Origin of the sequence: Mesorhizobium sp. YC-39, from assembly GCF_025753795.1 — a bacterium.
In the GTDB taxonomy this organism is placed as follows: Bacteria; Pseudomonadota; Alphaproteobacteria; order Rhizobiales; family Rhizobiaceae; genus Mesorhizobium.
Genome location: NZ_JAOWPS010000001.1, coordinates 610,605 through 635,105, shown reverse-complemented (window position 1 = coordinate 635,105; position 24,501 = coordinate 610,605). Strand labels below are relative to the sequence as shown.

Here is a 24,501-nt window from a genome sequence, read left to right as displayed (position 1 = left end):
CTTTTCTTTGCGCTCAAGGAGACAAATATGTCCTTCGAAAACTGGGCCGCCTTTGCCGCCGCCTCGACCATCCTTCTCGTCATTCCAGGCCCGACCATCCTTCTGGTCGTGTCTTATGCGCTCGGCCAGGGCTGGCGCACCGCACTGCCAATGGCGGTCGGCGTGGCGCTTGGCGACTTCACCGCGATGACGCTGTCGATGCTGGGCATCGGCGCTCTGCTAGCGGCCTCGGCCACCGTGTTCACGGTGCTGAAGGTGATCGGCGCCTTCTATCTGATCTATCTCGGCATCAAGCTGTTCCGCGCCGGCGGCGCGCTCCGGGCCGAACCGCGCACCGATGCGGTGTCGTCGGCCAAGATGATGGCGCATGCCTGGCTGGTCACCGCGCTCAACCCCAAGAGCATCACCTTCTTCGTCGCCTTCCTGCCGCAATTCCTCGACCGGCATGCCGATTTCTGGACGCAGATGCTGATCTTCGAGACGACCTTCCTGGCGCTCGCCTTCGCCAATGCCTTCGGCTACGCGCTGATCGCGGCAAGGGCGCGCAATTTCGTGCGCAATCCCCGGGCGATCCGCATCTTCAACCGCACCGGCGGCACGCTGCTGGTCGGCGCCGGCATCGCCACGGTGGCGATGCGCTCGGGCAATTGAGGCAATCTTCTTGCTTGACCATGATCTTATCCGAAAACCGGTTCCCACTTTTCGGGATCATGGCCTGCCTCACCATTTGACGCTGAAGCCGAGATTGCCCTCGAGGATGCGCCGCTTGTCGCCGCCCAGATTGGTGGTGTAGTCGCCGGTGGCGAAGATGCTGACCTTGTCCGTCACTTGGGCGACGAGGCCGCCGCCGAACTCGAACGATGTAGACTCGCCCTCGGTCGAGATATCGGTGCCGTCGAAGTTGACGTGGTCGGTGCCGCCGAAATCGTGCCAGAGATTGGCCTTGAGGTAAGGCTGCAGCGCCATGCCGTTCATGACGGTCTCGCCTTGCAGCCGCAGCCCCAGCCGGACGTTGACGCTGTCGTCGAGGTCGAAGGAGATCGACGAGAAACTATCCTGCGTACCGTCGAGCGACAAATGCTGCCAGACCAGTTGCGCCTGCGGTTCGAGCGTCCAGCCCTCGGCCAGTGCAAAGGGATAGCCGCCTTCGAGCGAAGCGGTGATGCCTGTTCCATCGACATCGATGCCGATGTCGCGGGACGAGTTCGCCGTGCCGCCGAAGAAAGTCCCCATCACGACACCGTCCAGATACCAGCCGCTCGGACCGATATGGGTCCAGTAGCCGCCGACGCTGGTGCCGTCGAGATCGATCCCGCCGACGGACAGATTGTTCCATCCCAGCGCCTGGCCGCGCACGTCGCCATTCATGCGGCCATAGGCAATGAACAGTCCGGCGCGGTTGATGCCTGACGCGCTTTCCCAGCCGAACGCGTCGAAGCCGGCCTGGATGCCGAACAACGTGCCGTCGAAGGACGGCGACACCGTCCCCGACCATGCCATATCAGCGTCCTGTCCGAAGATGCGGCCCCAGACGGGCGACAATTCTGTGTTCGACAGCAGGCTCTGCTCACCGCGCCGCTCGTGGAAGGTGCCAAGCGTTGCCATGGCCAGATGCTGGGCAATGGGCGGCACGGCCGAATAGACCGGCACCTCGATGCGATAGAGCTGGATCTCGGCTGCCTCCACCGGCGTCGCTCCCGGCGTCGGCGGCGCCGGCTGAACCGGTGGCGGGCCAGGCAGCGTTGGCACCGGAAGAACGGGCGCTTCGACTGGCACCGGCGGCGGCGGTGGCGGCGGTTCCGCCGGCGGGCTCGGCGGCGCCGGCGGCGGTCCCTCGGGCTCCGGATCAGCGATCTGTACCGGCGGCGTCGGATCGACGGGCGGATTGTTGATGTCGCCCTCGGTCGGTGGCGGCGTCGGCGGCAGCTCCGACTGCGGCGGCGGCGGCGCGGTCTCCGGCGGCACCGGTGGCGGTGGATCGGTAGGTTCGAGCTGCGGCGGCGCAGGCGCAGGCGGCGCAGGCGTCGTCAGCGTCGAGCGCAGGTACCAGTTCTCCTCACTGCCGGCGCTGACGCCGCCCTTGAACAGGTAGTATTCGAAGGCGCCGGCCGCGACCGGCGCGTCGAGCGCAAAGGTCGTGGCGCCTGACGTGGCGCCGTCGATCGCCTGGACGACCATGATGCCGTCCTGCGTGGTCGAAGCGCCCGCCCCGCCGAAATTAATAACGGAAATTCCGGTCGAACCGGACGCCGTTCCGCCCGACAGGATGAGTTTGTCGGAGCCGGAGCTGTCGTCGCCAAGCTCGGTCTGGATGAGCAGCAGACCGCCCAACCCGACATAATTGCCGGAAATCGTCAGGCTATCGGCAGCACCCGCGGGGCCATTGGTCAGGTCGATGCGGCCGGCATTGGTCACCGAAGCCAGTTGGCCCGATGTGAAGGCCTGGATCGCGGCATTGAAGCCACCACCGAACAAGGTGCTCGACGCGTCAACGTTGAGCGAACCTGTCCCCGTGCCGCTGTCGCCAAGCACCAGATTGCCGTCCAGCGTCAGTTCGGTGTCGTTGGTGGCCTCGATGTTTTCCCAGTTCTGGACCCTGGCGATGCCGTCCAGCGAGACATTGTCGAAGGTCAGCGCGTCGGTGCCGAGACCGCCGTTCAGCGCATTGGTCTCGCCAAGATTGGCATTGGTCAGATTGCTCAGTTCCGCTGTGTCGTTGTCGCCGCCGAGATCCACAGAACCGTAGATGATGCCGCCATTGTTCCAGACGAAATTGTCGGTGCCGAAACTCATCAGCACATCGCCGCCGACCGAGCCGCCGGTCACCGTCACGCTGTCGGTGCCGCCGCTGACGCTGATATTGCCACCGATCGTGCCGTTGGAAAGGATGATCGTATCGTTGCCGAAGCCGGTGACGAGGTTGCGGTCGATGGTACCGCCCGACATATCGAAGAAATTGTCGTCGAGCTTCATGTTGACGCGGCCGATGCGGCCGCCGGTCATCACCGCATGATCGCCATCGTCGAAGAAATCGACGATGCGTCCCGCCGACATGGTGAAGGTGTCGAGGCCGTCGCCCTGGTTCAGCGAGCCGATCTGGCCGCCGCTCATGTTGAAATCGTCGATGCCAGAGCCCTGCTGGACGTTGCCGGCAACGGTGCCGGCGCCGATGGTGAAGAAATCAGTGCCGTCGCCCTGATCGACGGCGCCGGTGATGGTGCCGGACTGCATATTGATGCGGTCGGTGCCGGCGCCAAAGGTAACGCTGCCGCTAACCTGGCCGGTGCCGCCGGCAGGAAAGGTCAGCGTGTTGTCGCCAGTAGTGTCAGTAAGGCTGCCGCCTGAATCGCCGCTGTCGCAGACGAAAGTGCTATTTCCGGCGGACGGGACCAGCACGCAGGCGGCGAAGGCCGCAGAGTTCGGCAGCCACGCAAACGACGTTGTGGCGAGAAGACATATTAGCCAAGGATGAAATACGGCGGATTTGTGCCAGTCTGAAGCAACCGTCTTTCCGGTGCCTCCAGCGTAACTGTCTGGAAGCCTGATTTCATGGCGCCGCATCGCGTGACTCCCCGAATTCGCGATTCGAAGCCCCCGCCCCAGCCGCAATGAAGCCACAATCCCTCCAGTTTTACAAAGGCTAATCTCCGTCTCATGGTTGATAAACTGCGAAGGATACTCGGATAGATCTTGCGCGATGCAAAGATGGCACATCTGTGGCACATGCTTTATGATCGTATTGGACCTAAGGCGTATCGCATTGGACCTGAGGCGCGTGACGTTTGAACGTATCTATGTGATGCGCTTTACTTCCCTGTTTTGTGAATCTCGTTATGCCGAAAGCGCTGCGTACTTTTGCACGACAGGCATTAAAGTCCGAGAAGCCAGACAGAGGGCATCACATGGCAGTCAAGGACGCATTCGGCTTGAGATTTTCAGGTGCGACGGAGGCCGGGTTCTCGCCCTACAGCCAGGCTGTCCGTGAGCTGCAATGCTTCATCGGCGACCCGATCGGCTCTGTCGACCGCGCGATCGCTGCAAATCCTGATTTCGTCATGGCGCATGTGTTCAAGGGCTATCTGTTTGGCCTCGCCACCGAGCGCGAGGCGACAACGGTGGCCAGGACCTGCCATGAGGCCGCATTGCCGCTTGCCGCAACAACGCGCGAACAGGCGCATGTCGCAGCGCTTGGCCATCTCGCATGGGGACGCTGGCATGAGGCCTCCCGGATCCTCGAAGATATCGCCATCGACTCCCCGCTCGACCTGGTGGCGTTGTTGACCGGGCACCAGGTTGACTTCTTCACCGGCAATTCGCGCATGCTGCGCGACCGCATCGGCCGCGCGCTGCCCTGCTGGCAGAGCGGCATGCCGGGTTACCATGCCGTACTGGGGATGCAAGCCTTTGGGCTCGAGGAGATGGGCGACTACGCGCACGCCGAAAAGCTCGGCCGCGCCGCGGTCGAGATCGAGCCGCGCGATGGCTGGGCCCAGCATGCCGTCGCCCATGTCATGGAAATGCAGAGCCGGCAAAAGGATGGCATTGCCTGGATGCGCGCCAACCCCGACGCGTGGACGCGGGAAAGTTTCCTCAAAGTGCACAATTGGTGGCATCTGGCGCTGTTCCACTACGATCTCGGCGAGACCGACGAGGTGCTGGCGCTTTATGACGGGCCGATCTACGGCGACCGCTCGGCCCTGGCTCTGAATATGGTCGATGCCTCGGCGATCCTGTGGCGGCTCTATCTCGGCGGCGTCGATGTCGGCAACCGCTGGGCGGCGCTCGCCGCCAATTGGCACAAGGCCGGCGGTGGCAACTATGCCTTCAACGATGCGCACGCGATGATGGCCTTCGTCGGCGCCGGCCTGGACGCGCGGGCAAGCGGCTTGCTCGAGGCGCAGCGCGAGGCGATGCGTGGCAATGACGACAATGCAGTCTTCACCCGGGATGTCGGCCATCCGCTGACACTCGCCATCAAGGCGTTCGGCGACGGCAACTATACCGAGACCGTGCGCCTGATCCGGCCGATCCGGGCGATCGCCAATCGCTTCGGCGGCAGCCATGCACAGCGTGACGTCATCGATCTGACGCTGATCGAGGCGGCGCTGCGTTGTGGCGACAGGGCGCTGGCAAGAGCCTTGACCGCGGAACGCGTGCTGGCGCGGCCTGATAGTCCGCTGTCGGCGTTGTTTTCGCGACGCGCGGCCGATTTGTCCGAGAATTGACCCGCGACCGATCTTGCCTTAAAAACTGGTCGAGCCATATTTTTCGAGACCCGAAAAAATTAATGGCGCTGGGAGGAAGTCATGTATCTCGGGCTCGATCTGGGCACGTCGGGCGTCAAGGCGCTGTTGATCGATGCCGGACAGACCATCGTCGGTTCCGGCCATGGTTCGCTCGAAGTGTCGCGGCCGCATCCCGGCTGGTCCGAGCAGAACCCCGACGCCTGGATCCGCGCCTGCGAAGAAGCAATCGCCGAACTGAAGGCTTCCCATCCAAAACAGCTTGCTGCGGTGAAGGGCATAGGCCTTTCCGGCCAGATGCATGGCGCCACCTTGCTGGATGCCGGCGACCAGGTGCTGCGCCCCTGCATCCTGTGGAACGACACGCGCAGCCATGCTGAAGCTGCAGCGCTCGACGCCGATCCGCGCTTTCGCGAGCTGACTGGCAACATCGTCTTTCCCGGCTTCACCGCGCCGAAGCTCGTCTGGGTGAAGAACAACGAGCCAGGCGTTTTCGCCAAGGTGGCAAAGGTGCTGCTGCCGAAGGATTTCCTGCGGCTCTGGCTGACCGGCGAGCATATTTCGGAAATGTCGGATTCGGCCGGCACCTCCTGGCTCGATGTCGGCGAACGGCGCTGGTCCGGCGAGCTGCTGGCAGCCACGTCGCTCGATGAAAAGCAGATGCCGTCGCTGACCGAAGGCACGGCGAAGGCAGGTGCCTTGCGCGGCGAACTGGCCTCGAAATGGGGGATGCAGGCCGGCATCCCGATTGCCGGCGGTGCCGGCGACAATGCGGCCTCGGCCTGCGGCATGGGTACGGTGGGTGAAGGCCACGCCTTCGTCTCACTCGGTACGTCGGGTGTACTGTTTGCCGCCAACGCCGCCTACCTGCCAAACCCCGCAAGCGCCGTGCATACATTCTGCCACGCACTGCCGAAAACCTGGCATCAGATGGGCGTCATCCTGTCGGCGACCGACTCGCTCAACTGGCTGTCTGAGATCACCGGGAAAAGCGCCGGCGACCTGACCGCCGAACTCGGCGATATGCTGAAGACGCCGAGCGGCGTCTCCTTCCTACCCTATCTCTCTGGCGAGCGCACGCCGCACAATGATGCCGCCATTCGCGGCTCATTTACGGGGCTTGCCCATGAATCCAGCCGCGCGGTGCTGACCCAGGCGGTGCTCGAAGGCGTCGCCTTCGCTTTCCGCGACAGTCTCGAAGCGCTGAAAAAAGCCGGCACGACGCTGACGCGGGTGACGGCGATCGGCGGCGGCTCGCGCTCGCGCTACTGGCTGAAGGCCATCGCCACCGCGCTTGGCTTGCCTGTCGACATTCCCGCCGACGGCGATTTCGGCGCCGCCTTCGGCGCGGCCCGGCTTGGCCTGATCGCGGCGACGGGTGCTGATCCGCTCAGCGTCTGCACGGCGCCGGACACCGATGCCACGATCGAGCCTGACACCGCACTCGGCGGCGCCTATGCCGAGGCCTACCACCGCTACCGGGCGCTTTATCCGGCGATCAAAGGCGCCACGGCGTGAGCGGTTTCTCACCCACGCCGTGGCTTCACGGCTCACTGCGCCGGCACCTTGTCGAGGAAGCCGGTGACGCTTTTCAAGCGGCCGTTCTCGATGATGCCGATATCGGTGCCTTCGATGACGGACTCAGTGCCCTCGGGCCCGAGATTCCAGGAGAAGCGGATCGTGTCGGCAAAGCCGTCCGGCTGGCCTTTCAGCGAGAAGCGGAAGCCGGCAAAGCGTTGCTGTACGCCATCGATCAGCGCGCCGACGCCTTCATGGCCCTCGCCCTGCATGATCGGATCGCGGTAGCTGACATCCTCGGTGAAGGTCGCCTTGAGTACGGCCTGGCGGCGGGCGGCGTCACTCTCGTTCCAGGCGGCGATGTAGTTTTGGGCGATGGTGTTGAGGTCGGTCATGGTCTGTCTCCTTAGTTGGGTGGCTTTGACATGACCTTTTTCACCCGAAGGAAGAACGAAACCAATTACGCCTGAGGTAATCAGGCAGAACTAGCTCGGAGAGGACAAATCATGAGCAGCGTATTTTTTGGCGACATCGGCAAGATCAAATACGAGGGGCCGGATTCGACCAATCCGCTGGCCTACCGATTCTATAATCCGGACGAAATTGTCGCCGGCAAGCGGCTGGAAGATCATCTGCGCTTTGCGGTGGCCTACTGGCACTCCTTCGCCTGGCAAGGTGGCGATCCCTTCGGCGGTCAGACCTTCGATCGTCCGTGGTTCGCCAAGGCCGGCGGCGTCGACACGATGGAACTGGCCAAGCTCAAGGCCGATGTCGCCTTCGAGATGTTTTCGCTGCTCGGCGCGCCCTATTTCTGCTTCCACGACGCCGATGTCAGGCCAGAAGGGAAGGATTTTTCGGAAAGTGCGGCGCGGCTCGACGAGATCGCCGACTACTTTGCGGGAAAGATGAAGCAGACCGGTGTCAAGCTGCTGTGGGGAACGGCGAACATGTTCTCCAACCGCCGCTTCATGTCGGGCGCCGCCACCAATCCCGATCCGGATGTGTTCGCCTATGCGGCGGCGACGGTGAAAAGCTGCATCGACGTCACCAAGCGGCTAAAGGGGGAGAACTATGTGCTGTGGGGCGGCCGCGAGGGCTATGAAACGCTGCTCAACACCGACCTTGCCCGCGAGCAGGAGCAGGCCGGCCGCTTCCTCAATCTCGTCGTCGACTACAAGCACCGGATCGGCTTCAAGGGCACGATCCTGATCGAGCCAAAGCCGCAGGAGCCGACCAAGCATCAGTACGACTACGATGTCGCCACGGTCTACGGCTTTCTCAAGCGGTTCGGGCTGGAGAAGGAGGTCAAGCTCAACATCGAGCAGGGTCATGCGATTCTGGCCGGTCATTCCTTCGAGCACGAACTGGCGCTGGCCAATGCGCTCGGCGTCTTCGGTTCGATCGATATGAACCGCAACGACTACCAGTCGGGCTGGGACACCGACCAGTTCCCCAACAATGTGCCGGAGATGGCGCTGGCCTACTATCAGGTGCTGCTGGCGGGCGGCTTCAAGACCGGCGGTACCAATTTCGACGCCAAGCTGAGACGCCAGTCGCTCGACCCGCAGGATTTGCTGATTGGCCATATTGGCGGCATGGACGCTTGCGCGCGTGGGCTCAAGGCCGCCGTCCGCATGGTCGAGGACAAGGCCCTGTCTGGTCCGCTCGCCGAGCGCTATGCCGGCTGGAACAGCGCGGAAGCCAAAGCGATGCTGGCGGGCAAGCGTACGCTGGAGGAGATTGCCGAGCGCGTGGTCAAGAAGAAGATCGAGCCGCAGCCCCGGTCCGGACGCCAGGAACTGCTCGAAAACATCGTCAATCGCTACGTCTGAGAAAAAGCTGTTTCATACCGTTTCAGGGGCGACCGGATAGCCGAACGGTCGCCCGGAACGGCTTTGCGCATGAGGCAGGACCGACGACAAGGTTCTGCCTCGCATCGCCCCTCAATCGCCTCGCTCTTGCCTTCAAACAGCCGTCACGGACCTCGTATAAAGTGGCTCATGGCGGGAATCAGGAAGAAGGAGGCGACCCGATATGCAGCACGAACGCGAAATCGACGCCCTGCTCTCATCTGGCGAGGCCGGATCGATCATCGACCGGCTGATGGCGCTGCCGCATTCCAAGGAAGGTGCGCGCGGCAAGAACGAATGGGATCGCGCGGTCGCCAGCCGCTTCGAGACCCATCTGGCGAGACAGATGCGCTCGCAGATCGACGGCGCCGGCAGCCGCCAAAACGCCGCGTAGCTGGAACTACGCCTGGCGCAGCCTGACCGGCGCCTCGCCGAAAGCTCTCGAAAACGCTCTCGAAAATGCCGCGGCGGACGAGAACCCCGTCCGCCCGGCGATATCGGCCATGGCAATGCGCGTGTCGACGACCAGCCGGCGCGCCGCGCCCAGACGCAGCCTGAGGTAGTAGGCGCCCGGCGTTTCACCGATCGACTTGCGGAAGATGCTCTCCAGGGTCCGCGCCGTCACGCCGGCGCGCTTGGCCACAGCGGCGATGGTCAGCGGCTGGTCGATATGCGCTTCCATCAGCCGGATCGCTTGCGCCAGCCGGGGGTCGTAGCCGTCGAGGCGGCCGAGCGAGACCAGCGGCTGGGCGTCGGTGGCGGCGCGCGCCTGATCGTAGATGAAGACGCTCGCCACATCGAGCGCCACCGCCATGCCAAGCCGGGTGCGGATCAGATGCAGCATCAGGTCAAAGGTCGGCGAGGCGCCGCCGGAAGTGAAGACCGGACCGTCGATGACGTAGCGGTCGGGCCGGACGTCGATGCCGGGAAAGGCGGCGGAAAAATCCTCCATGTCCTCCCAGTGGGTGGTGGCGCTGCGTCCCTCCAGCAGGCCGGCGCGTGCCACCAGCCAGGTGCCAGCTTCGACGCCGCCACAGGCGCGTGCGGCGCGCGCGGCGCGGCGCAGGCCGGCAAGGAGGGCCGACGTGGCATAATTCTGGGTGCCGAAACCGGCAACCACGACAAGCACATCGGTTGCTTCAGCAGCATCGAAGCGGCCGCTGACCGCAACCGGCAGGCCGCATGTGGTGACCGGCGCCTCTCCCGTCACCGAGACCAGCCTGAAGTCGAACAGGGTCTCGCCGGAGATGCGATTGGCGGCCCGCAGCGGGTCGACGGCGGAGGCCACGCACATGATCGACGAGCCGGAAAACACCAGAAACGTCACCTTGAGCGGCAAGCGCTCAGAGCGAAAGATATCGGGTTTTTCGCTTTTAATCATGAGAGCTTCGTAAAACGCAAAACAGTTTCCGGCAAGTCGGGCATTGTTGGGATCTGGTCGAATTTGGGAGAGAGACAATGCCGCTCGCGATGAACCGTGAGGTTTTCATTACCTGTGCCGTGACCGGGTCCGGCGGCTCGCAGGACCGCAGCCCGCATGTGCCGCGCTCGCCCAAGCAGATCGCCGATTCCGCCATCGACGCGGCAAAGGCGGGTGCAGCGATCGTCCATTGCCATGTGCGCGATCCCGAGACCGGCAAGCCCAGGCGCGACGTGCATCTCTACCGCGAGGTGACCGAGCGCATCCGCGCGGCAGACGTTGACGTGGTGTTGAACCTGACCGCCGGCATGGGCGGCGACATGGTGTTTGGTTCACCCGAAGCGCCGCTGCCCTTGAATGAAAAAGGCACCGATATGGGCGGCGCCACCAACCGCATGGAGCATGTGCGCCAGTGCCTGCCGGAAATCTGCACGCTCGACTGCGGCACGATGAACTTCGCCGAGGCCGACTATGTCATGACCAACACGCCCGGCATGCTGCGCGCCATGGGCGGCATGATGACGGCGCTCGGCGTCAAGCCGGAGATCGAGGCCTTCGACACCGGACATCTGTGGTTCGCCAAACAATTGGTCGAGGAACAGGTGCTTAAGCCGGATGCCTTGGTGCAGCTCTGCATGGGCGTGCCATGGGGAGCTCCCGACGACCTCAACACCTTCATGGCCATGGTCAACAATGTGCCGTCGACCTGGAACTGGTCGGCTTTCTCGATCGGCCGCAACCAGATGGCCTATGCTGCCGCCGCGGTGCTGGCCGGCGGCAATGTGCGCGTCGGGCTGGAAGACAATCTGTGGCTCGACAAGGGCGTGCTGGCGACCAACGCGCAGTTGGTCGAACGTGCGGCCAGCATCGTCACCAATCTCGGCGCCAGGATCCTTGGCCCGGAGGAAGTGCGCAAGAAGCTCAACCTGACCAAGCGCGCACCGCTTTGAAACAAGGCAGCCAAGAATCGGTTGGGAGGAGCCGCCGATGAAGACCGTGAAATTCACTGCCATGAAGGACGGCGACCGCGAGGACTACGCCTTCCTGACCGAGCACGAGATCGATTACGCGGCCAGGACCGGCGAGCGGCTGCTCGACGCGCTGGTGCAGCTCGACGAGGGCCTGTCGGGCTACAAGATCACCCGGCTCGGCCATTCGCTGCAGGCGGCGACGCGGGCCTGGCGCGACGGCGCCGACACTGACTGGATCGCCTGCGCCTTGCTGCACGACATCGGCGACATCTACGCGCCCTACAATCACGACGAATATGCAGCCGCCATCCTGAAACCCTTCGTGCGCGAGCAATGCACCTGGGTGGTGGAGAAGCATGGCGACTTCCAGCGCCTCTATTACGCCCACCATCTCGGCGGCAATCCGCATGCCCGCGACCGCTTCGCCGGCCATCCCTATTTCGACGATTGCGATGGGTTTTGCGAACGCTGGGACCAGTCGAGTTTCGACTCCGATTACGAGACGCTGCCGATCGAATTCTTCCGGCCCTTCGTACTCGAAGTGTTCGCGCGCAAGGCCTATGACGCGTCCGTGATCCGCGCCGGCGAGCGCGTGCCTCTTACCGACCCAGACATAGCGAACAAAAGAACCGGAGCTTCCGCATGAGCATCATCAACAAGGCAGCCGCCATCGGCGGTGGTGTCATCGGCGCCGGCTGGGTGGCGCGTCTGCTCCTGAATGGTATCGACGTGTCTATCTTCGATCCCGATCCCGAAGCGTCGCGCAAAGTCTCGGAAGTGATGAAGGGTGCGCGCCGCGCTTACAAGCAGATGCTGCCCGGCGGCCTGCCCAAGGAGGGCAAGCTGACCTTCGCCAAGACCATCGCCGAGGCGGTGGCGGACGCCGATTTCATCCAGGAGAGCGTGCCGGAACGGCTCGACCTGAAGCACCGTGTGCTGGCCGAGATCGACCTTTATGCACCCGCCAACGCCATCGTCGGCTCGTCGACCTCCGGCATCAAGCCGACCGACATGCAGGTGGCGATGAAGAAGCATCCGGAGCGGCTGGTTGTCGGCCATCCGTTCAACCCGGTCTATCTCTTGCCGCTGGTCGAGATCGTCGGCGGCGAGCAGACGTTCCCCGAAGCGATCGAAGTCGCCAAGGAGATCTACGCCTCGATCGGCATGAAGCCGGTGGTGATCCGCAAGGAGATCGAGGCCTTCGTCGGTGACCGCCTGCTGGAAGCGGCGTGGCGCGAGGCATTGTGGCTGATCAAGGACGGCATCTGCACCGTCGAGGAACTCGACGACATCATGCGCTATGGCTTCGGCCTGCGCTGGGCGCAGATGGGCATGTTCCAGGTCTACCGGGTCGCCGGTGGCGAGGCCGGCATGCGCCACTTCATGGCGCAGTTTGGGCCGTGCCTGAAATGGCCATGGACCAAGCTGATGGACGTGCCGGAGTTCAACGACGAGCTGGTCGACCTGATCGCCACCCAGTCGGACGATCAGGCGCATGGCCTGTCGATCCGCGAGCTGGAAAAGATCCGCGACGACAATCTGGTCGCGATCATGGAGGCGCTGTCGAGGCAGAACAAAGGCAAGGGCTGGGGCGCCGGCGCGCTGCACAAGGACTATACTAGGCAGCTGGCCAAGCTGGCGGCGAAGAAACCAACAGCCTCCAGGGCGGCCGAGAAGGCCAAGGCGACCAAGCCGGTGAAAAAGACTGAAAAGCCAAAGAAAAAGACTGGCAAGAAGAAAGGCTAAGACGATGGATTTCGGTCTTTCGGAAGAGCAAAAACTCATCGTCGAAACGACGCGCGCCTTCGTCGAGAATGAGCTTTACCCGCATGAGCGCGAGGTGGAACGCACCGGCGTGCTGCGCCGTGAGCTGATCGAGGAGATAAAGGCCAAGGCGATCGAGGCAGGGCTCTATGCCGCCAACATGCCGGCCGATGTCGGCGGCGCCGGGCTCGATACGGTAACCTGGCTGCTCTACGAGAAAGAACTCGGCCGGGCCAATTACGCGCTGCACTGGACCTGCGTGGCGCGTCCCTCCAACATTCTTCTCGCCGGCACACCGGAGCAGCGCGAGAAGTATTTGTTCCCCTGCATCCGCGGCGAGAAATGGGACTGCCTGGCGATGACCGAGCCGGGCGCCGGTTCCGACCTGCGCGGCATGAAGGCGACCGCTGTGCAGGACGGCGACGACTGGGTGCTGAACGGCACCAAGCACTTTATTTCCCACGCCGATCTCGCCGACTTCGCCATCGTCTTCATGGCCTCGGGAGAGGAAGAGACTTCGCGCGGAAAACGCAAGAAGATCACCGCCTTCTTTGTCGACAAGGGTACCAAGGGCTTTGCCGTGCGCGACGGCTATCGCAACGTCTCGCATCGCGGATACACCAACGCCATCCTCGAATTCGATGATTGCCGGCTACCTGGAGCCCAGGTTCTCGGCGAGGTTCACAAGGGCTTTGAAGTCGCCAATTCCTGGCTTGGCGCAACCCGCCTGCAGGTCGGCGCCACCTGTCTCGGCCGCGCCGAGCGAGCGCTTGGCCACGCCATCGAATATGCCGCGCAGCGCCAGCAGTTCGGCCAGCAGATCGGCAAGTTCCAGGGCGTGTCGTTCAAGCTCGCCGACATGGCGACCGAATTGAAGGCCGCCGACCTGATGGTGTTCGAAGCCGGCTGGAAGTACGATCAGGGCACCGTCACCGATCAGGACATGGCCATGGCCAAGCTGAAGGCCACCGAAATGCTCGCCTTCGTCGCCGACGAGGCGATCCAGATCCATGGCGGCATGGGGCTGATGGACGATTTGCCGCTAGAGCGCATCTGGCGCGACGCGCGCGTCGAGCGCATCTGGGAAGGCACGTCGGAAATCCAGCGCCACATCATTTCGCGGGCGCTGCTGCGTCCGTTCGGGGCCTAGAGCATGATCCCAAAAAGTGGAATCCGGTTTTTGGATAAGATCATGCTCAAACGAAAAGATGACCATGCACAAGCTTGAACGTCTTCTGCGGCCGAAATCGATCGCCGTGTTCGGCGGAGTGCAGGCGGCTGCCGTCGTTGCCCAGTCGATCAAGATGGGCTTTGCCGGCGAGATCTGGCCGGTCCACCCAACCAAGCACGAGGTTGCGGGCCGCAAGGCCTATCGTTCCGTGGCCGAGCTGCCCGGCGCGCCCGACGCTGCCTTTGTCGGCGTCAACCGGCATCTCACCATCGAGGTGATCAAGGCGCTGGCCGAACGCGGCGCCGGCGGCGCCGTCTGCTTTGCCGCCGGCTTCCTCGAAACCGAAGCCTATGACGAGGACGGCGAACGGCTGCAGGCCGAGCTCGTCGCGGCTGCGGGCCAGATGCCGATCATCGGGCCGAACTGCTATGGCCTGATCAACTATGCCGACGGCGCGCTGCTGTGGCCGGACCAGCACGGTGGCATCCGGCTGGCCAAGGATGGCAAGGGCGTCGCCATCATCACCCAGTCGTCCAACATCGCCATCAACATGACGATGCAGAAGCGCGGCCTGCCGATCGCCTTTCTGATGACCGCCGGCAACCAGGCGCAGACCGGGCTTTCAGAGATGGCGCTCGGGCTGATTGAGGACGAGCGCGTCACTTCGCTCGGCCTGCATATCGAGGCGTTCGATTCGGTAGCCGGCTTTGAAAGACTGGCGGCGCGAGCACGCGAACTGAAGAAACCGATCATTGCCATGAAGGTCGGCCGCTCCGAGCAGGCGCGGCAGGCGACGGTGTCGCATACCGCGTCGCTCGCCGGCTCCGACGCCGCGTCGGGCGCCTTCCTGAAGCGGCTCGGCATTGCGCGTGTCGATTCCATTCCTGCCTTCATCGAGGCGCTGAAGCTGCTGCACGTCACCGGCCCGCTGCCCGGCTACCGGCTGTCGTCGATGAGCTGTTCGGGCGGCGAGGCATCTGTCATGGCCGACAGTGCCGAGGGCCGCTGGGTGAATTTCCCTGTTCTGACCGACAAGCACCGCGCCCATGTCAAATCGACGCTCGGGCCGCTGGTCGCAGTGGCCAACCCGTTGGACTATCACACCTTCATCTGGAACAACGAGCCGGCGATGACGGCCACCTTCACCGCCATGGTGTCGGGCGGCTTCGACCTCAACATGCTGGTGCTTGACTTCCCGCGTCCCGACCGCTGTTCGGTCACCGACTGGTGGGCGACGCTGCGTGCTTTCGAATCGGCGCTGAAGACCAACAAGGCGCACGGCGCGATTGTCTCTTCGCTGCCGGAGAACCTGCCGGAGGAATACACTGCCGAGCTGATGGCACGCGGCATGGTGCCGCTGTTCGGCATCTCCGAGGCCCTGGATGCCGCCCAGGCGGCCGCTTTCATCGGCTGGGCGTGGCGCGAGCCGCAGGCCCAGCCCATCGACACGTCAGCCTCCGGCGCGCCGGCAGGCGATCACATCACGCCCGACGAGGCCGAGGCGAAAGCGCGGCTGATCGAAGCCGGGCTTTCCGTGCCCAAGGGCGAACGTGCCGGCAATGCGGTCGAGGCGGTGATCTCGTCGATGGCGCTCGGCTTTCCGGTGGCGCTGAAGGCGCTGGGCGTCACGCACAAATCGGAGGTCGGCGCGGTGCGGCTCAACCTTAGGGATGCCGAATCCGTCAGCGCTGCCGCCCATGATCTCTTGCCGCTCGGTTCCGGCCTCTATGTCGAGCGCATGGTGCGTGACGGCGTTGCCGAACTGATCGTCGGCTTCACCCGCGACCCGATGTTCGGCGCGGTGATGACGCTCGGCACCGGCGGCGTGCTGGTCGAGCTGCTGCGCGACAGCGTCACGCTGATGCTGCCGGCGACCCGCGACGACATCGAGGCGGCATTGCGCGGCCTGAAATTGTTCCCGCTGCTCGAAGGCTATCGCGGCCGGCCCAAGGCCGATGTCGCGGCGGCGATCGACGCCATAGCGGGCATTGCCGCCTTCGTGCAGGAAAATGCCGGCGAGATCGAGGAACTCGACATCAACCCGCTGATCGTCTGCGCGGAGGGTAAGGGCGCCTGGATCGCCGATACGCTGCTGGTGCTGGGAAAAAAGAAGCATGTCTGACGTCATTTCGACCCGCCGCGAAGGCACGATCCTCGAAGTCACGCTCGACCGGCCCAAGGCCAACGCCATCGACCTGAAGACGTCGCGGCTGATGGGCGAAACCTTCAAGGCGTTCCGTGATGATCCCGAGCTGCGCGTCGCCATCGTCAAGACCGCCGGCGACAAGTTCTTCTGCGCCGGCTGGGACCTCAAGGCGGCGGCCGGCGGCGACGCGGTCGACGGCGACTATGGCGTCGGCGGCTTCGCCGGGCTGCAGGAACTGCGCGATCTCAACAAGCCGGTGATCGCCTGCGTCAACGGCATGGCCGTCGGCGGCGGCTTCGAACTGGCGCTGTCCTGCGACTTGATCTACGCCTCCGATCACTCCTCCTTCGCATTGCCCGAAATCCGCGCCGGCACGCTAGCCGATGCGGCGACGATCAAATTGCCGAAGCGCATCCCCTATCATGTTGCCATGGATCTCTTGCTCACCGGCCGCTGGATGGATGTCGCCGAGGCGCATCGCTGGGGCCTGGTCAACGAAGTGCTGCCCAAGGAAAAACTCGAGGAGCGCGTCTGGGAGATCGCAAGGCTGCTCGCCAGCGGCCCGCCACTGGTCTTTGCCGCGATCAAGGAAACGGCAAGGGTTGCCGAAGCGCTGACCTTCCAGGATGCGATGAACAAAGTGACGCGCCGGCAGTTGGCGACGGTTGACGCGTTGTACGGCTCGGAGGACAATATAGAGGGCTTTCGTGCTTTTGCTGAAAAGCGCGATCCGGTGTGGAAGGGGAAGTGAACGGCAGTCCAGTGCCCATGGCCGACTACAAAACCCTTATCGACGCCGAGACCTGGGCCTTCATCGAGCGGACCAATTCCTATTATCCGCCGGATACGATCGACTACACGATCACCCAGCAGCGCGAGATCTACGACCGCATGTGCCGCGAATTTTTTGCCGGCTACCCCGATGGGGTGACGGCGGAAACCACCGCCATCGCCACGCCTTCGCACGCCATCCCGATCCGCATCTACCGCACGCCGGCGCCGGAAGCGGCGGCGATGGTGCTGTATTTCCATGGCGGTGGCTTCATCCTCGGTGGGCTGGACAGCCATGACGATGTCTGCGCCGAGCTTTGCGCTCGCACTGGCTTTGAGGTGGTTTCGGTGGACTACCGGCTGGCGCCGGAGCACCTTCACCCGGCCGCCTTCGACGATACCATCAGCGCCTTCGAATGGGCGGCAACCACCTACAAGCGGCCGATCCTGCTCTGCGGCGATAGCGCTGGCGGTAATCTCGCAGCGGCCGTCAGTCATGCGACGCGCGGCCATGCGCGAAAGCCTGTCGGTCAGGTGCTGATCTATCCCAGCCTCGGCAGCGACCGCTCACAAGCGTCTTACGTCACCCATGCCGAAGCGCCGATGCTGACCATGCGCGACCTCGAATTCTACAAGAATATCAGGACCGGCGGGGCGGACCGGACCGGCGACATCACCCTCTATCCGCTGGCTGACGCTAATTTTGCCTATCTGCCACCGACCGTGCTGATCACCGCCGAATGCGACCCGCTGTCGTCCGATGGCGAGGCCTATCGCGACCGCATCGTCGCGGCAGACGGGCGGGCATACTGGTTGGAGGAGCCCGGGCTGGTGCATGGTTATCTCAGGGCGAGGCATACGGTCGGCCGGGCGCGTGCGAGCTTTACCCGGACCGTCGAGGCGGTGTCCGCTCTGGGACGGGGCGAATGGATCTGGTGAGGGTTTATCCGACCGTCCGCGCGGCCGCGCGACCGGCGGCGCGGCCCGAAAAGATGCAGCCGCCGAGAAACGTGCCCTCCAGTGCTGCATAGCCATGCATGCCGCCGCCGCCGAAACCGGCGACTTCGCCCACCGCATAAAGTCCTTCAATCGGGTGACCGGAAGCGTCCAGCACACGACTCTCGAGATCGGTCTGCAATCCGCCCAGCGTCTTGCGGGTCAGGATGTTGAGCCGGACGGCGATCAGCGGCCCGTTCGCCGGATCGAGCATCTTGTGCGGCTTTGCCGTGCGGATGATCTTGTCGCCGAGATAGGCCCGCGCGCCGCGCAACGCAGCGATCTGCATGTCCTTGGAGAAGGGATTGTCTAGTTGCCGGTCGCGGGCGCGGATCTCACGCTCGACTTGGGCCAGTTCGAGCAGCGGTTCGCCGCCGGCCAGCGCGTTCATGCGCGCAACCAACTCCGGCAAATCAGGCTCGACGATGAAGTCCTCGCCCTTCTCCATGAACGCCTTGACCGGGCCTGGAATGCCTGACGTGGCGCGACCGATCACCTGGCGCCAGCTTTTGCCTGTAAGATCAGGGTTCTGCTCGGAACCCGACAGCGCGAACTCCTTCTGGATGATTTTTTTGGTCAAGATGAACCAGGAATAGTCGAAGCCTGTCGCCATGATGTGGCTGAGTGTGCCCAGCGTGTCGAAGCCGGGATAGAGCGGCACCGGCAGGCGTTTGCCGCGTGCATCGAGCCATAGCGAGGACGGGCCGGGCAGGATGCGAATGCCGTGGCCGGTCCACAGCGGCGCCCAGTTCTTGATGCCTTCGACATAGTGCCACATGCGGTCGCGGTTGATGACACTGGCGCCGGCCTGCTCCGCGATCGCCAGCATGCGGCCGTCGACATGATCGGGAACGCCGCTGATCATGCGCCGGGGCGACGAACCCAGTCGCTGCGGCCAGTTCTTGCGGACAAGGTCGTGATTGGCGCCGATGCCGCCGGAGGCGACGATGACGGCTTGCGCCTTGAGTTCGAAATCGCCTGAAATGTCGCGCGGGCTCTTGCGGCCGCGCTCGATATCGCTTGGCGTGAGTATGTCGCCGCGCACGCCGGTCACGACAGCGCCGGTCCGGACCAACTCGTTGACCCGGTGACGGAATTTGAAGCGGATCAACCCTTGGCTTTCAGCCTCGCGCACACGCTGGATGAAGGGTTCGAGCACGCCGGGGCCGCAGCCCCAGGTGACGTGGAAGCGCGGCACCGAATTGCCGGGGCCGATGGCATTGCCACCGCCGCGTTCGGCCCAGCCGACCACCGGAAAGAATTTTATGCCACGTTCGATCAGCCAGGAACGTTTCTCGCCGGCAGCGAAGCCGACATAGGCCTCGGCCCAGCGGCGCGGCCAGGAATCTTCCGGACGGTCGAAGGCGGCGGTGCCCAGCCAGTCCTCTAGTGCGAGGTCATAGGAGTCGCGGATGCGCATGCGCCGCTGTTCGGGCGAATTGATGAGGAAAAGGCCGCCGAACGACCAGAACGCCTGGCCGCCCAGCGACTGCTCCGGCTCCTGGTCGAGGATGATGATCTTCTTGCCGGCTTCGGCCAATTCGGTTGCGGCGACCAGCCCAGCGAGGCCCGCGCCGACAATGATCACATCCGCATCGTCAGGCATTTTGGATCATGGTCAGGCTAGACCTTCTCCCAGCCTTCCTTCTCGCCGGCGCGGAAGATGGCGTCGATGACCTTCTGGTTGAGCACCGACTCTTCCAACGTGAAGACGCGGTCCTTGCCGCCTTGTGCTGCCCGCGCGAAGGCCTCGACCTCCAGCCGGTACTGCTGCGTGCCGGGGAAGCGGAACACCTGCGCCTCTGCGTGGTTCTGATTATGCAGCTCGATGCGGTGATGGTCATAGAGCCCTGCATTGAACGGCGAGAAAACTTCGATGAACCCCTTCTCGCCGTGGAACACCATCACTTGCCGCGCAGCCATCTGCGTCGACAGATAGAAGGACAGTTCGAAGTCGCCGAAATCGGCACGGATCGAGGAATAGATGTCGGTGCCGAATTTCTTGTCCCGCTCGATCGTTGCCTGGACGCGCAACGGCTCCTTGCCGGTTGAAAAGCGCGTCGACACCGTCGGGTAGACGCCGATGTCGGGCAGCGCGCCGCCGCCAAGGTCGAGCTGGTTGCGCATGTTGGTGGGATCGACATTGTAGTAGGAGAACGCGCCCTGCACGTGGCGCAGCCGGCCGATGGCGCCGCTGGCGATGAGGTCACGCACCTTGATCCATTGCGGGTGGTAGACGACCATGAAGGCTTCGCAAACCAGCACCTTTTTGGTGTCGCGCAGCTTGATCAATGGCGGAATGTCCTTGGCATCGAGCGCCAGCGGCTTTTCGACCAGCACATGCTTGCCGGCTTCGATCGCCTTCGCCGTCCATTCGACATGCTGCGAGGTCGGCAGCGGGATGTAGACGCCATCGACCTCCTTGGACGCAAGCAGTTCCTCATAGGACCCGAAGGCATGGCGCGCGCCGAAGCGCTCGGCCAGCGCACGCGCTTTCGACACGTCGCGGCTGGCGATCGCCGACAAAACGCCATTCTCCGCCTCGACCATCGCGGGCAACAGATGCTCGCGGCCGATCTTGGCCGTCGACAAAACACCCCATCGGAACATCAGGCTTCCTCCATCTCGATTGCAGGAGTGGAGGTTTGCCTGAAATCGTCGGAAAAGCCAATGCGGGAGCGCTAGTTCCTCGCCTCACGAAGTGAGGAGAGGTGGCTCGGTGAAGGCTAGCCCCTCTTGCCCGTAAGCGTCATGTCGAAGTCGACGATGTTGGAGTAGATCGGCGTGCCGACATCCATGCCGTAGCGCGACCGCAGCACCTTGCCTGTGACGTGGAATTTTATCGTGCCGGCCTTGAGGCCGTCGAGCTCGGCCGTGAACTCTTCGGGAAAGGTCTTGCCGCGTGCCGTCAGCCGGCCGGTAACCAGGGCGGTGGTGTCGCCAGTGCGGTTCACGCTGGTCGAGCGGAACTGGATTTCCGGGCTGTTGGCGGCGTCGAACACAGCGTCCGAACGAAGGAAGGCGTCGATGCGGCTTTGGCCGGTGTCGACGCTTTCAGGGAAGATGGTGAAATTGACCTGGGAGCGCCCGACATCGCTGTTGTCGATGCGGATCGAGCCCTTGAAACGAGAGAAAGTGCCGTCGAGCCCGCCGCCACCGACCTTGCCGATTGAGAAATGGATGCTGGAACTGGCCGGACTGATCGTATAACTGCCGGCAGCATCGCTAAGGGCGACCGCCGCGGAAGCGGGCATGGCAAGGCAAGCGGCAACTGCCGCAAATCCGAAGATGCGTGCGTACATGGGGTTTTTTCCTTCTGGAGACGCGCATTGTCTGCGTCCTCGCCCCATCAACGAATGAGCCGCCCGCCCTATTCCATGTCACGGTCTGACGAAGGCGTGATCATACGACGAAGCACGCTGTCGCGCAGCCAGAAGTGGTGACGGAGCGCCGCCGCGACATGCAGCGTGACCAACGCGATGCCGGCATAGGCAAGATACCAATGCGCTGCCGCCCAGAAGCTCTCGGCCGCGTCCGATTCGCCAAGCGGCAGGTTCGGCATCACGAACAGGTTGAACGGCATGCTGGGGATCTCCAGCATCGAAACCGAAACCAGCGCCCAGCCGGACAGAGGCAGCGCGATCTGGAAAGCATAAAGCGCAAGGTGTGCGAGCGGTGCCGCCCGGCGTTCGAAAGGCCCGACAGAGCGCGGCAATGTTGGTACCGCATTGCCGAGGCGCCAGGCGATGCGCAGGATGATGAGGCCAAGCAGCAGGAAACCAAACGACTTGTGCAGCTGGATCAGTTCGAAGGCGGTGCGCTGGCTGGTGAGCCGCACCATGACGAAACCGAGCGCGAACTGACCGATGAAGATCGCCGCGATCAGCCAGTGAAGAACGATCGCCGCCCAGCCATAGCGGCTCGTGCTGTTGGTGATCGATGTGGGCATGGTCGGTAAACGCCGGCGAGATCGGTTTTCATCCGGCCGTCTTGAAGAAATCGACAAAGGCGCGCAGCGCCGGCCGCATCTGTCGGCGGCTTGGATAATAGACGAAGAAACCGTCGAAGGACGGGCACCAGTCCTCCAGCACGCGAATGAGCCTGCCGTCGGCAAGCGGCGCCCGGACATAATCTTCGAACAAGAAGGCAAGCCCGGCGCCATCGATGGCCGCCTGGGCGATCAGATGATCCTCGTCGAGGATCAGCGGGCCTTGAGCGGCGAACTCGATCTCCTCGCCGTCCTTTTCGAATTCCCAGCGGTAGAGGATGCCGCTGGAGAAGCGGAAGCGGATGCAGCGATGATCGGCAAGATCGTGCGGATGTTGCGGTTTGGGCATGGCCGCGAAATAGGAGGGCGCGCCGACGACGGCGCCGCGAAGATTGGGCCCAATGCGCACCGCGATCATGTCGCCCTGCAGGCTCTCGCCAAGCCGCACGCCGGCATCGAAACCGCCTTCGACCACATCGGTGAAGCGGTCCTCGATGACGATCTCCAGCACGATGTCGGGATAGGCCGATGCAAAGGCGCCGAGTCTGGGCGTCAGCGTAAGGTGGGCCGCGGTGCGCGGCACGGTCAGCCGCAGATTGCCGGCCGGCCGGTCGCGCGCCTCGATCGCTGTTTCCAGCGCCAGGTCGATCTCCGACAGTGCCGGCCGCAGCCGCTCCAGCAATTGCGCCCCTGCCTCGGTCGGCGCGACGCTGCGGGTGCTGCGCGCCAAGAGTCGCACGCCAAGTCGGGCCTCCAGGCTGGACACCGCATGGCTGACCGCCGAGGGCGCGATGGCCAGTTCCCTGGCGGCGCCGCGAAAGCTGCCGCATTGGGCGACGGTGGCCAGCACCGCCAGTTGCGAAAGATGAGCGCGATTCATTGATCTATTTCTTGGAACAGCCTGTGCGAATAAGAGACGATTATCGAACAAGGTTCAAGACATTACCTCAGTCGCATCGCAACAAGGAGACGCGTGATGCAAACCCGCAAGCTAGGAACAGAATTGAAGGTCTATCCCGTTGGCCTCGGCTGCATGGGCATGAGCTTCGCTTATGGCGGCCAGGCTGAGGCCGACGCGATCGCCACGCTCCACCGCGCCGTCGATCTCGGCGTCAATTTCTTCGACACGGCGGAAGTCTATGGCCCCTACGAGAACGAAATCCTGCTTGGCAAGGCGCTGAAGTCGGTGCGTGACAAGGTGACCATCGCCACCAAGTTCGGCTTCAGGATTTTGGAAGAGGGCACCGGCATGGAGCGCATGGCCGGTGTCGACAGCCGTCCCGAACACGTCAAGGCCGTCGCCGAGGCATCGCTGAAGCGGCTGGGCACCGAGGTCATCGACCTCTACTACCAGCACCGTGTAGACCCCAATGTGCCGATCGAGGACACGGTTGGCGCCATGGCCGAGTTGGTGCGCGAGGGCAAGGTACGGGCACTTGGCCTGTCCGAGGCAAGTGCGGCAACCATCCGTCGGGCGCATGCAGTGCATCCGATCGCAGCCGTGCAGAGCGAATACTCGCTGTGGAGCCGCGATCCGGAAGACGAGGTGTTTGCCGTCTGCCGCGAACTCGGCATCGGCTTTGTCCCCTACAGCCCGCTCGGCCGCGGCCTGCTGACCGGCGCCATCGCCAAACCCGAGGCTTTGGGCGATGACGACTGGCGCCGCAGCCTGCCGCGCTTCCAGGCCGACGCCATGGCGGCCAATGCGGCTGTCATCGCCACGCTGGAAAAGCTGGCGGCGCAAAAGGGCGTGACCTCGGCGCAGCTGGCGCTGGCCTGGGTGCTGCACCAGGGCGATTTCATCGTGCCGATCCCAGGCGCGCGAAAAATCCGCCATCTGGAGCAGAACACGGCGGCGGCTGATATCGTGCTGACCCCGGTCGAGGTGGCTGCGATCGGCGACGCGCTGTCGCCCGACAAGGTGGTCGGCAAGCGGTATACGGAGGAATTGCTGGCTTTGGTGAATGGGTGACCGTCGACGTCTGAGACCACCGAAAGGGGCGCTCAGGCGCCCCTTTTTGCACAAGTCCTACCAGGGCACGACAGTGATCTCCGGCCAGCTGGCTCGCGCCCGGGCGCCCTTTGTCTCGTGCGTCTCCTGGTTGTCCATCACCCGGTTCGGGGAGATGCGAAACGAGAAGATGTCGTCGAGGCCGAACGGCGCCACCAATTGGAGCTGGCCGTCATTGCCCATGTGGACGCCGACCGCATGGGTCCGCGAGGCGAAAAAGCTGAGCGAGTGGCTGGAGCTCGTATAGCGGGGGCAGGTTCGCCCGAACTTCAGGGGATACCATAGATGCACCCGCGCCTGATTGCGGATCTCGACCGGCAGCGGCAGGCCGGCGAAGACTGGCGCGGCGCGGGCGATCACTCCGTCCTCGGCTTCATAGGAGAGGTCACTCTCGTCGAAATAGAACAGGTCGACATCCCTGATGCCGTAACCCGATGGCTTTCCCGTCAGATGGTTCCAGACGCTGTTGTAGAGCGCGCCTGAGACAACCAGCCAATCGGGCAAATCGAGCGCGCGCGCCCGCGCCAGCGTCTCGCCGAGTAGAGGGTCGGCGGAGACGATGTCGAGAAAGGCCGTCCGTTGCCTTTCAAAGGAGAGCCCGGAATAGCGCAAATGGTCCATCGCCTGTTGGAAGGCGATTCGCCACCGGACG

General features: G+C 63.7%; 22 protein-coding genes. 13 read left to right on the top strand and 9 right to left on the bottom strand.

Going from position 1 to position 24,501, the window contains the following annotated elements:
- Window positions 1-27 precede the first annotated feature (27 nt).
- Complete coding sequence (locus OHD62_RS03065) at window positions 28-651, top strand: LysE family translocator (protein ID WP_263780892.1); 624 nt, start codon at window positions 28-30, stop codon at window positions 649-651.
- A gap of 69 nt (window positions 652-720) precedes the next feature.
- Here OHD62_RS03065 and OHD62_RS03060 read toward each other — a convergent pair whose 3' ends face one another.
- The gene (locus tag OHD62_RS03060; protein WP_263780891.1) at window positions 721-3,561 is read right to left on the bottom strand and encodes an autotransporter outer membrane beta-barrel domain-containing protein; all 2,841 of its coding nucleotides are present in this window, start codon (window positions 3,559-3,561) and stop codon (window positions 721-723) included.
- 341 nt (window positions 3,562-3,902) lie between these two features.
- On the opposite strand from OHD62_RS03060, the gene OHD62_RS03055 reads away from it, so the two are divergent.
- A complete protein-coding gene (locus tag OHD62_RS03055) occupies window positions 3,903-5,225 on the top strand; it encodes a tetratricopeptide repeat protein (RefSeq protein ID WP_263780890.1) in 1,323 nt (440 codons plus the stop codon).
- 81 nt (window positions 5,226-5,306) lie between these two features.
- Window positions 5,307-6,761, top strand: coding sequence for a xylulokinase (xylB, locus tag OHD62_RS03050; protein WP_263780889.1), 1,455 nt, complete (start codon window positions 5,307-5,309; stop codon window positions 6,759-6,761).
- A 32-nt stretch (window positions 6,762-6,793) separates the two neighbouring features.
- Here xylB and OHD62_RS03045 read toward each other — a convergent pair whose 3' ends face one another.
- Window positions 6,794-7,156, bottom strand: coding sequence for a nuclear transport factor 2 family protein (locus OHD62_RS03045; protein WP_263780888.1), 363 nt, complete (start codon window positions 7,154-7,156; stop codon window positions 6,794-6,796).
- A 111-nt stretch (window positions 7,157-7,267) separates the two neighbouring features.
- Between OHD62_RS03045 and xylA the strand changes: the two genes are divergently transcribed.
- Together xylA and OHD62_RS03035 are read left to right on the top strand one after the other, a co-directional pair.
- On the top strand, window positions 7,268-8,593 hold the full coding sequence (gene xylA / locus OHD62_RS03040) for a xylose isomerase (protein WP_263780887.1): 1,326 nt from the start codon (window positions 7,268-7,270) through the stop codon (window positions 8,591-8,593).
- A 202-nt stretch (window positions 8,594-8,795) separates the two neighbouring features.
- Window positions 8,796-9,005 carry a hypothetical protein gene (locus tag OHD62_RS03035; protein ID WP_263780886.1) on the top strand — a complete coding sequence of 70 codons (210 nt, stop codon included), beginning with the start codon at window positions 8,796-8,798 and terminating at the stop codon, window positions 9,003-9,005.
- Between the two features lie 6 nt (window positions 9,006-9,011).
- Here the strand turns inward: OHD62_RS03035 and OHD62_RS03030 are convergent, their stop codons facing one another.
- Entirely contained in the window at window positions 9,012-9,992 is a 981-nt protein-coding gene (locus OHD62_RS03030; RefSeq protein ID WP_263780884.1) for a GlxA family transcriptional regulator, read from the bottom strand.
- Between the two features lie 77 nt (window positions 9,993-10,069).
- Between OHD62_RS03030 and OHD62_RS03025 the strand changes: the two genes are divergently transcribed.
- From OHD62_RS03025 to OHD62_RS02995, 7 genes are all read left to right on the top strand, one after another.
- Complete coding sequence (locus OHD62_RS03025; protein WP_263780882.1) at window positions 10,070-10,981, top strand: 3-keto-5-aminohexanoate cleavage protein; 912 nt, start codon at window positions 10,070-10,072, stop codon at window positions 10,979-10,981.
- 37 nt (window positions 10,982-11,018) lie between these two features.
- Complete coding sequence (locus tag OHD62_RS03020; protein ID WP_263780881.1) at window positions 11,019-11,648, top strand: HD domain-containing protein; 630 nt, start codon at window positions 11,019-11,021, stop codon at window positions 11,646-11,648.
- The gene (locus OHD62_RS03015) at window positions 11,645-12,748 is read left to right on the top strand and encodes a carnitine 3-dehydrogenase (RefSeq protein WP_263780880.1); all 1,104 of its coding nucleotides are present in this window, start codon (window positions 11,645-11,647) and stop codon (window positions 12,746-12,748) included. The genes OHD62_RS03020 and OHD62_RS03015 overlap by 4 nt, the downstream gene beginning before the upstream one ends.
- 4 nt (window positions 12,749-12,752) lie before the next feature.
- A complete protein-coding gene (locus tag OHD62_RS03010; RefSeq protein ID WP_263780879.1) occupies window positions 12,753-13,916 on the top strand; it encodes an acyl-CoA dehydrogenase family protein in 1,164 nt (387 codons plus the stop codon).
- Between the two features lie 64 nt (window positions 13,917-13,980).
- Window positions 13,981-16,059 (top strand): acetate--CoA ligase family protein, encoded by a 2,079-nt coding sequence (locus OHD62_RS03005; RefSeq protein WP_263780878.1) that lies wholly within the window; start codon window positions 13,981-13,983, stop codon window positions 16,057-16,059.
- Complete coding sequence (locus OHD62_RS03000; protein ID WP_263780877.1) at window positions 16,052-16,834, top strand: carnitinyl-CoA dehydratase; 783 nt, start codon at window positions 16,052-16,054, stop codon at window positions 16,832-16,834. Before OHD62_RS03005 ends, OHD62_RS03000 begins: the two co-directional genes overlap by 8 nt.
- A gap of 17 nt (window positions 16,835-16,851) precedes the next feature.
- Entirely contained in the window at window positions 16,852-17,793 is a 942-nt protein-coding gene (locus OHD62_RS02995) for an alpha/beta hydrolase (RefSeq protein WP_263782279.1), read from the top strand.
- Window positions 17,794-17,797: 4 nt separating this feature from the next.
- Here the strand turns inward: OHD62_RS02995 and OHD62_RS02990 are convergent, their stop codons facing one another.
- The 5 genes from OHD62_RS02990 to OHD62_RS02970 all read right to left on the bottom strand — a co-directional run bounded on the left by OHD62_RS02990 (window position 17,798) and on the right by OHD62_RS02970 (window position 22,718).
- Window positions 17,798-19,456 carry an FAD-binding dehydrogenase gene (locus OHD62_RS02990; protein WP_263780876.1) on the bottom strand — a complete coding sequence of 553 codons (1,659 nt, stop codon included), beginning with the start codon at window positions 19,454-19,456 and terminating at the stop codon, window positions 17,798-17,800.
- Between the two features lie 17 nt (window positions 19,457-19,473).
- Window positions 19,474-20,460 (bottom strand): Gfo/Idh/MocA family protein, encoded by a 987-nt coding sequence (locus tag OHD62_RS02985; RefSeq protein WP_263780874.1) that lies wholly within the window; start codon window positions 20,458-20,460, stop codon window positions 19,474-19,476.
- Window positions 20,461-20,576: 116 nt separating this feature from the next.
- A complete protein-coding gene (locus OHD62_RS02980) occupies window positions 20,577-21,152 on the bottom strand; it encodes a YceI family protein (protein ID WP_263780873.1) in 576 nt (191 codons plus the stop codon).
- Window positions 21,153-21,220: 68 nt separating this feature from the next.
- Window positions 21,221-21,799, bottom strand: a complete 579-nt coding sequence (locus tag OHD62_RS02975) for a cytochrome b (protein WP_263780872.1) — start codon at window positions 21,797-21,799, stop codon at window positions 21,221-21,223.
- Between the two features lie 28 nt (window positions 21,800-21,827).
- Window positions 21,828-22,718 (bottom strand): LysR family transcriptional regulator, encoded by an 891-nt coding sequence (locus tag OHD62_RS02970; RefSeq protein WP_263780871.1) that lies wholly within the window; start codon window positions 22,716-22,718, stop codon window positions 21,828-21,830.
- A 96-nt stretch (window positions 22,719-22,814) separates the two neighbouring features.
- On the opposite strand from OHD62_RS02970, the gene OHD62_RS02965 reads away from it, so the two are divergent.
- Window positions 22,815-23,810, top strand: a complete 996-nt coding sequence (locus OHD62_RS02965; protein WP_263780870.1) for an aldo/keto reductase — start codon at window positions 22,815-22,817, stop codon at window positions 23,808-23,810.
- A gap of 57 nt (window positions 23,811-23,867) precedes the next feature.
- On the opposite strand, the gene OHD62_RS02960 is transcribed toward OHD62_RS02965, so the two are convergent.
- A complete protein-coding gene (locus OHD62_RS02960) occupies window positions 23,868-24,470 on the bottom strand; it encodes a nucleotidyltransferase family protein (RefSeq protein WP_263780868.1) in 603 nt (200 codons plus the stop codon).
- Between the last annotated feature and the right edge of the window lie 31 nt (window positions 24,471-24,501).

Bases quoted from the DNA above. Each gene is read 5' to 3' on its own strand.
- OHD62_RS02960 (WP_263780868.1), bottom strand. From the start codon at position 24,470: ATGGACCATTTGCGCTATTCCGGGCTCTCCTTTGAAAGGCAACGGACG.
- OHD62_RS03025 (WP_263780882.1), top strand. From the start codon at position 10,070: ATGCCGCTCGCGATGAACCGTGAGGTTTTCATTACCTGTGCCGTGACC.
- OHD62_RS02990 (WP_263780876.1), bottom strand. From the start codon at position 19,456: ATGCCTGACGATGCGGATGTGATCATTGTCGGCGCGGGCCTCGCTGGG.
- OHD62_RS03060 (WP_263780891.1), bottom strand. From the start codon at position 3,561: ATGCGGCGCCATGAAATCAGGCTTCCAGACAGTTACGCTGGAGGCACC.
- OHD62_RS03015 (WP_263780880.1), top strand. From the start codon at position 11,645: ATGAGCATCATCAACAAGGCAGCCGCCATCGGCGGTGGTGTCATCGGC.
- OHD62_RS03005 (WP_263780878.1), top strand. From the start codon at position 13,981: ATGCACAAGCTTGAACGTCTTCTGCGGCCGAAATCGATCGCCGTGTTC.
- OHD62_RS02975 (WP_263780872.1), bottom strand. From the start codon at position 21,799: ATGCCCACATCGATCACCAACAGCACGAGCCGCTATGGCTGGGCGGCG.
- OHD62_RS02970 (WP_263780871.1), bottom strand. From the start codon at position 22,718: ATGAATCGCGCTCATCTTTCGCAACTGGCGGTGCTGGCCACCGTCGCC.
- OHD62_RS02995 (WP_263782279.1), top strand. From the start codon at position 16,852: ATGGCCGACTACAAAACCCTTATCGACGCCGAGACCTGGGCCTTCATC.
- OHD62_RS02985 (WP_263780874.1), bottom strand. From the start codon at position 20,460: ATGTTCCGATGGGGTGTTTTGTCGACGGCCAAGATCGGCCGCGAGCAT.
- OHD62_RS03010 (WP_263780879.1), top strand. From the start codon at position 12,753: ATGGATTTCGGTCTTTCGGAAGAGCAAAAACTCATCGTCGAAACGACG.
- OHD62_RS03035 (WP_263780886.1), top strand. From the start codon at position 8,796: ATGCAGCACGAACGCGAAATCGACGCCCTGCTCTCATCTGGCGAGGCC.
- OHD62_RS02980 (WP_263780873.1), bottom strand. From the start codon at position 21,152: ATGTACGCACGCATCTTCGGATTTGCGGCAGTTGCCGCTTGCCTTGCC.
- OHD62_RS02965 (WP_263780870.1), top strand. From the start codon at position 22,815: ATGCAAACCCGCAAGCTAGGAACAGAATTGAAGGTCTATCCCGTTGGC.
- xylA (WP_263780887.1), top strand. From the start codon at position 7,268: ATGAGCAGCGTATTTTTTGGCGACATCGGCAAGATCAAATACGAGGGG.
- OHD62_RS03065 (WP_263780892.1), top strand. From the start codon at position 28: ATGTCCTTCGAAAACTGGGCCGCCTTTGCCGCCGCCTCGACCATCCTT.
- OHD62_RS03045 (WP_263780888.1), bottom strand. From the start codon at position 7,156: ATGACCGACCTCAACACCATCGCCCAAAACTACATCGCCGCCTGGAAC.
- OHD62_RS03020 (WP_263780881.1), top strand. From the start codon at position 11,019: ATGAAGACCGTGAAATTCACTGCCATGAAGGACGGCGACCGCGAGGAC.
- OHD62_RS03055 (WP_263780890.1), top strand. From the start codon at position 3,903: ATGGCAGTCAAGGACGCATTCGGCTTGAGATTTTCAGGTGCGACGGAG.
- xylB (WP_263780889.1), top strand. From the start codon at position 5,307: ATGTATCTCGGGCTCGATCTGGGCACGTCGGGCGTCAAGGCGCTGTTG.
- OHD62_RS03000 (WP_263780877.1), top strand. From the start codon at position 16,052: ATGTCTGACGTCATTTCGACCCGCCGCGAAGGCACGATCCTCGAAGTC.
- OHD62_RS03030 (WP_263780884.1), bottom strand. From the start codon at position 9,992: ATGATTAAAAGCGAAAAACCCGATATCTTTCGCTCTGAGCGCTTGCCG.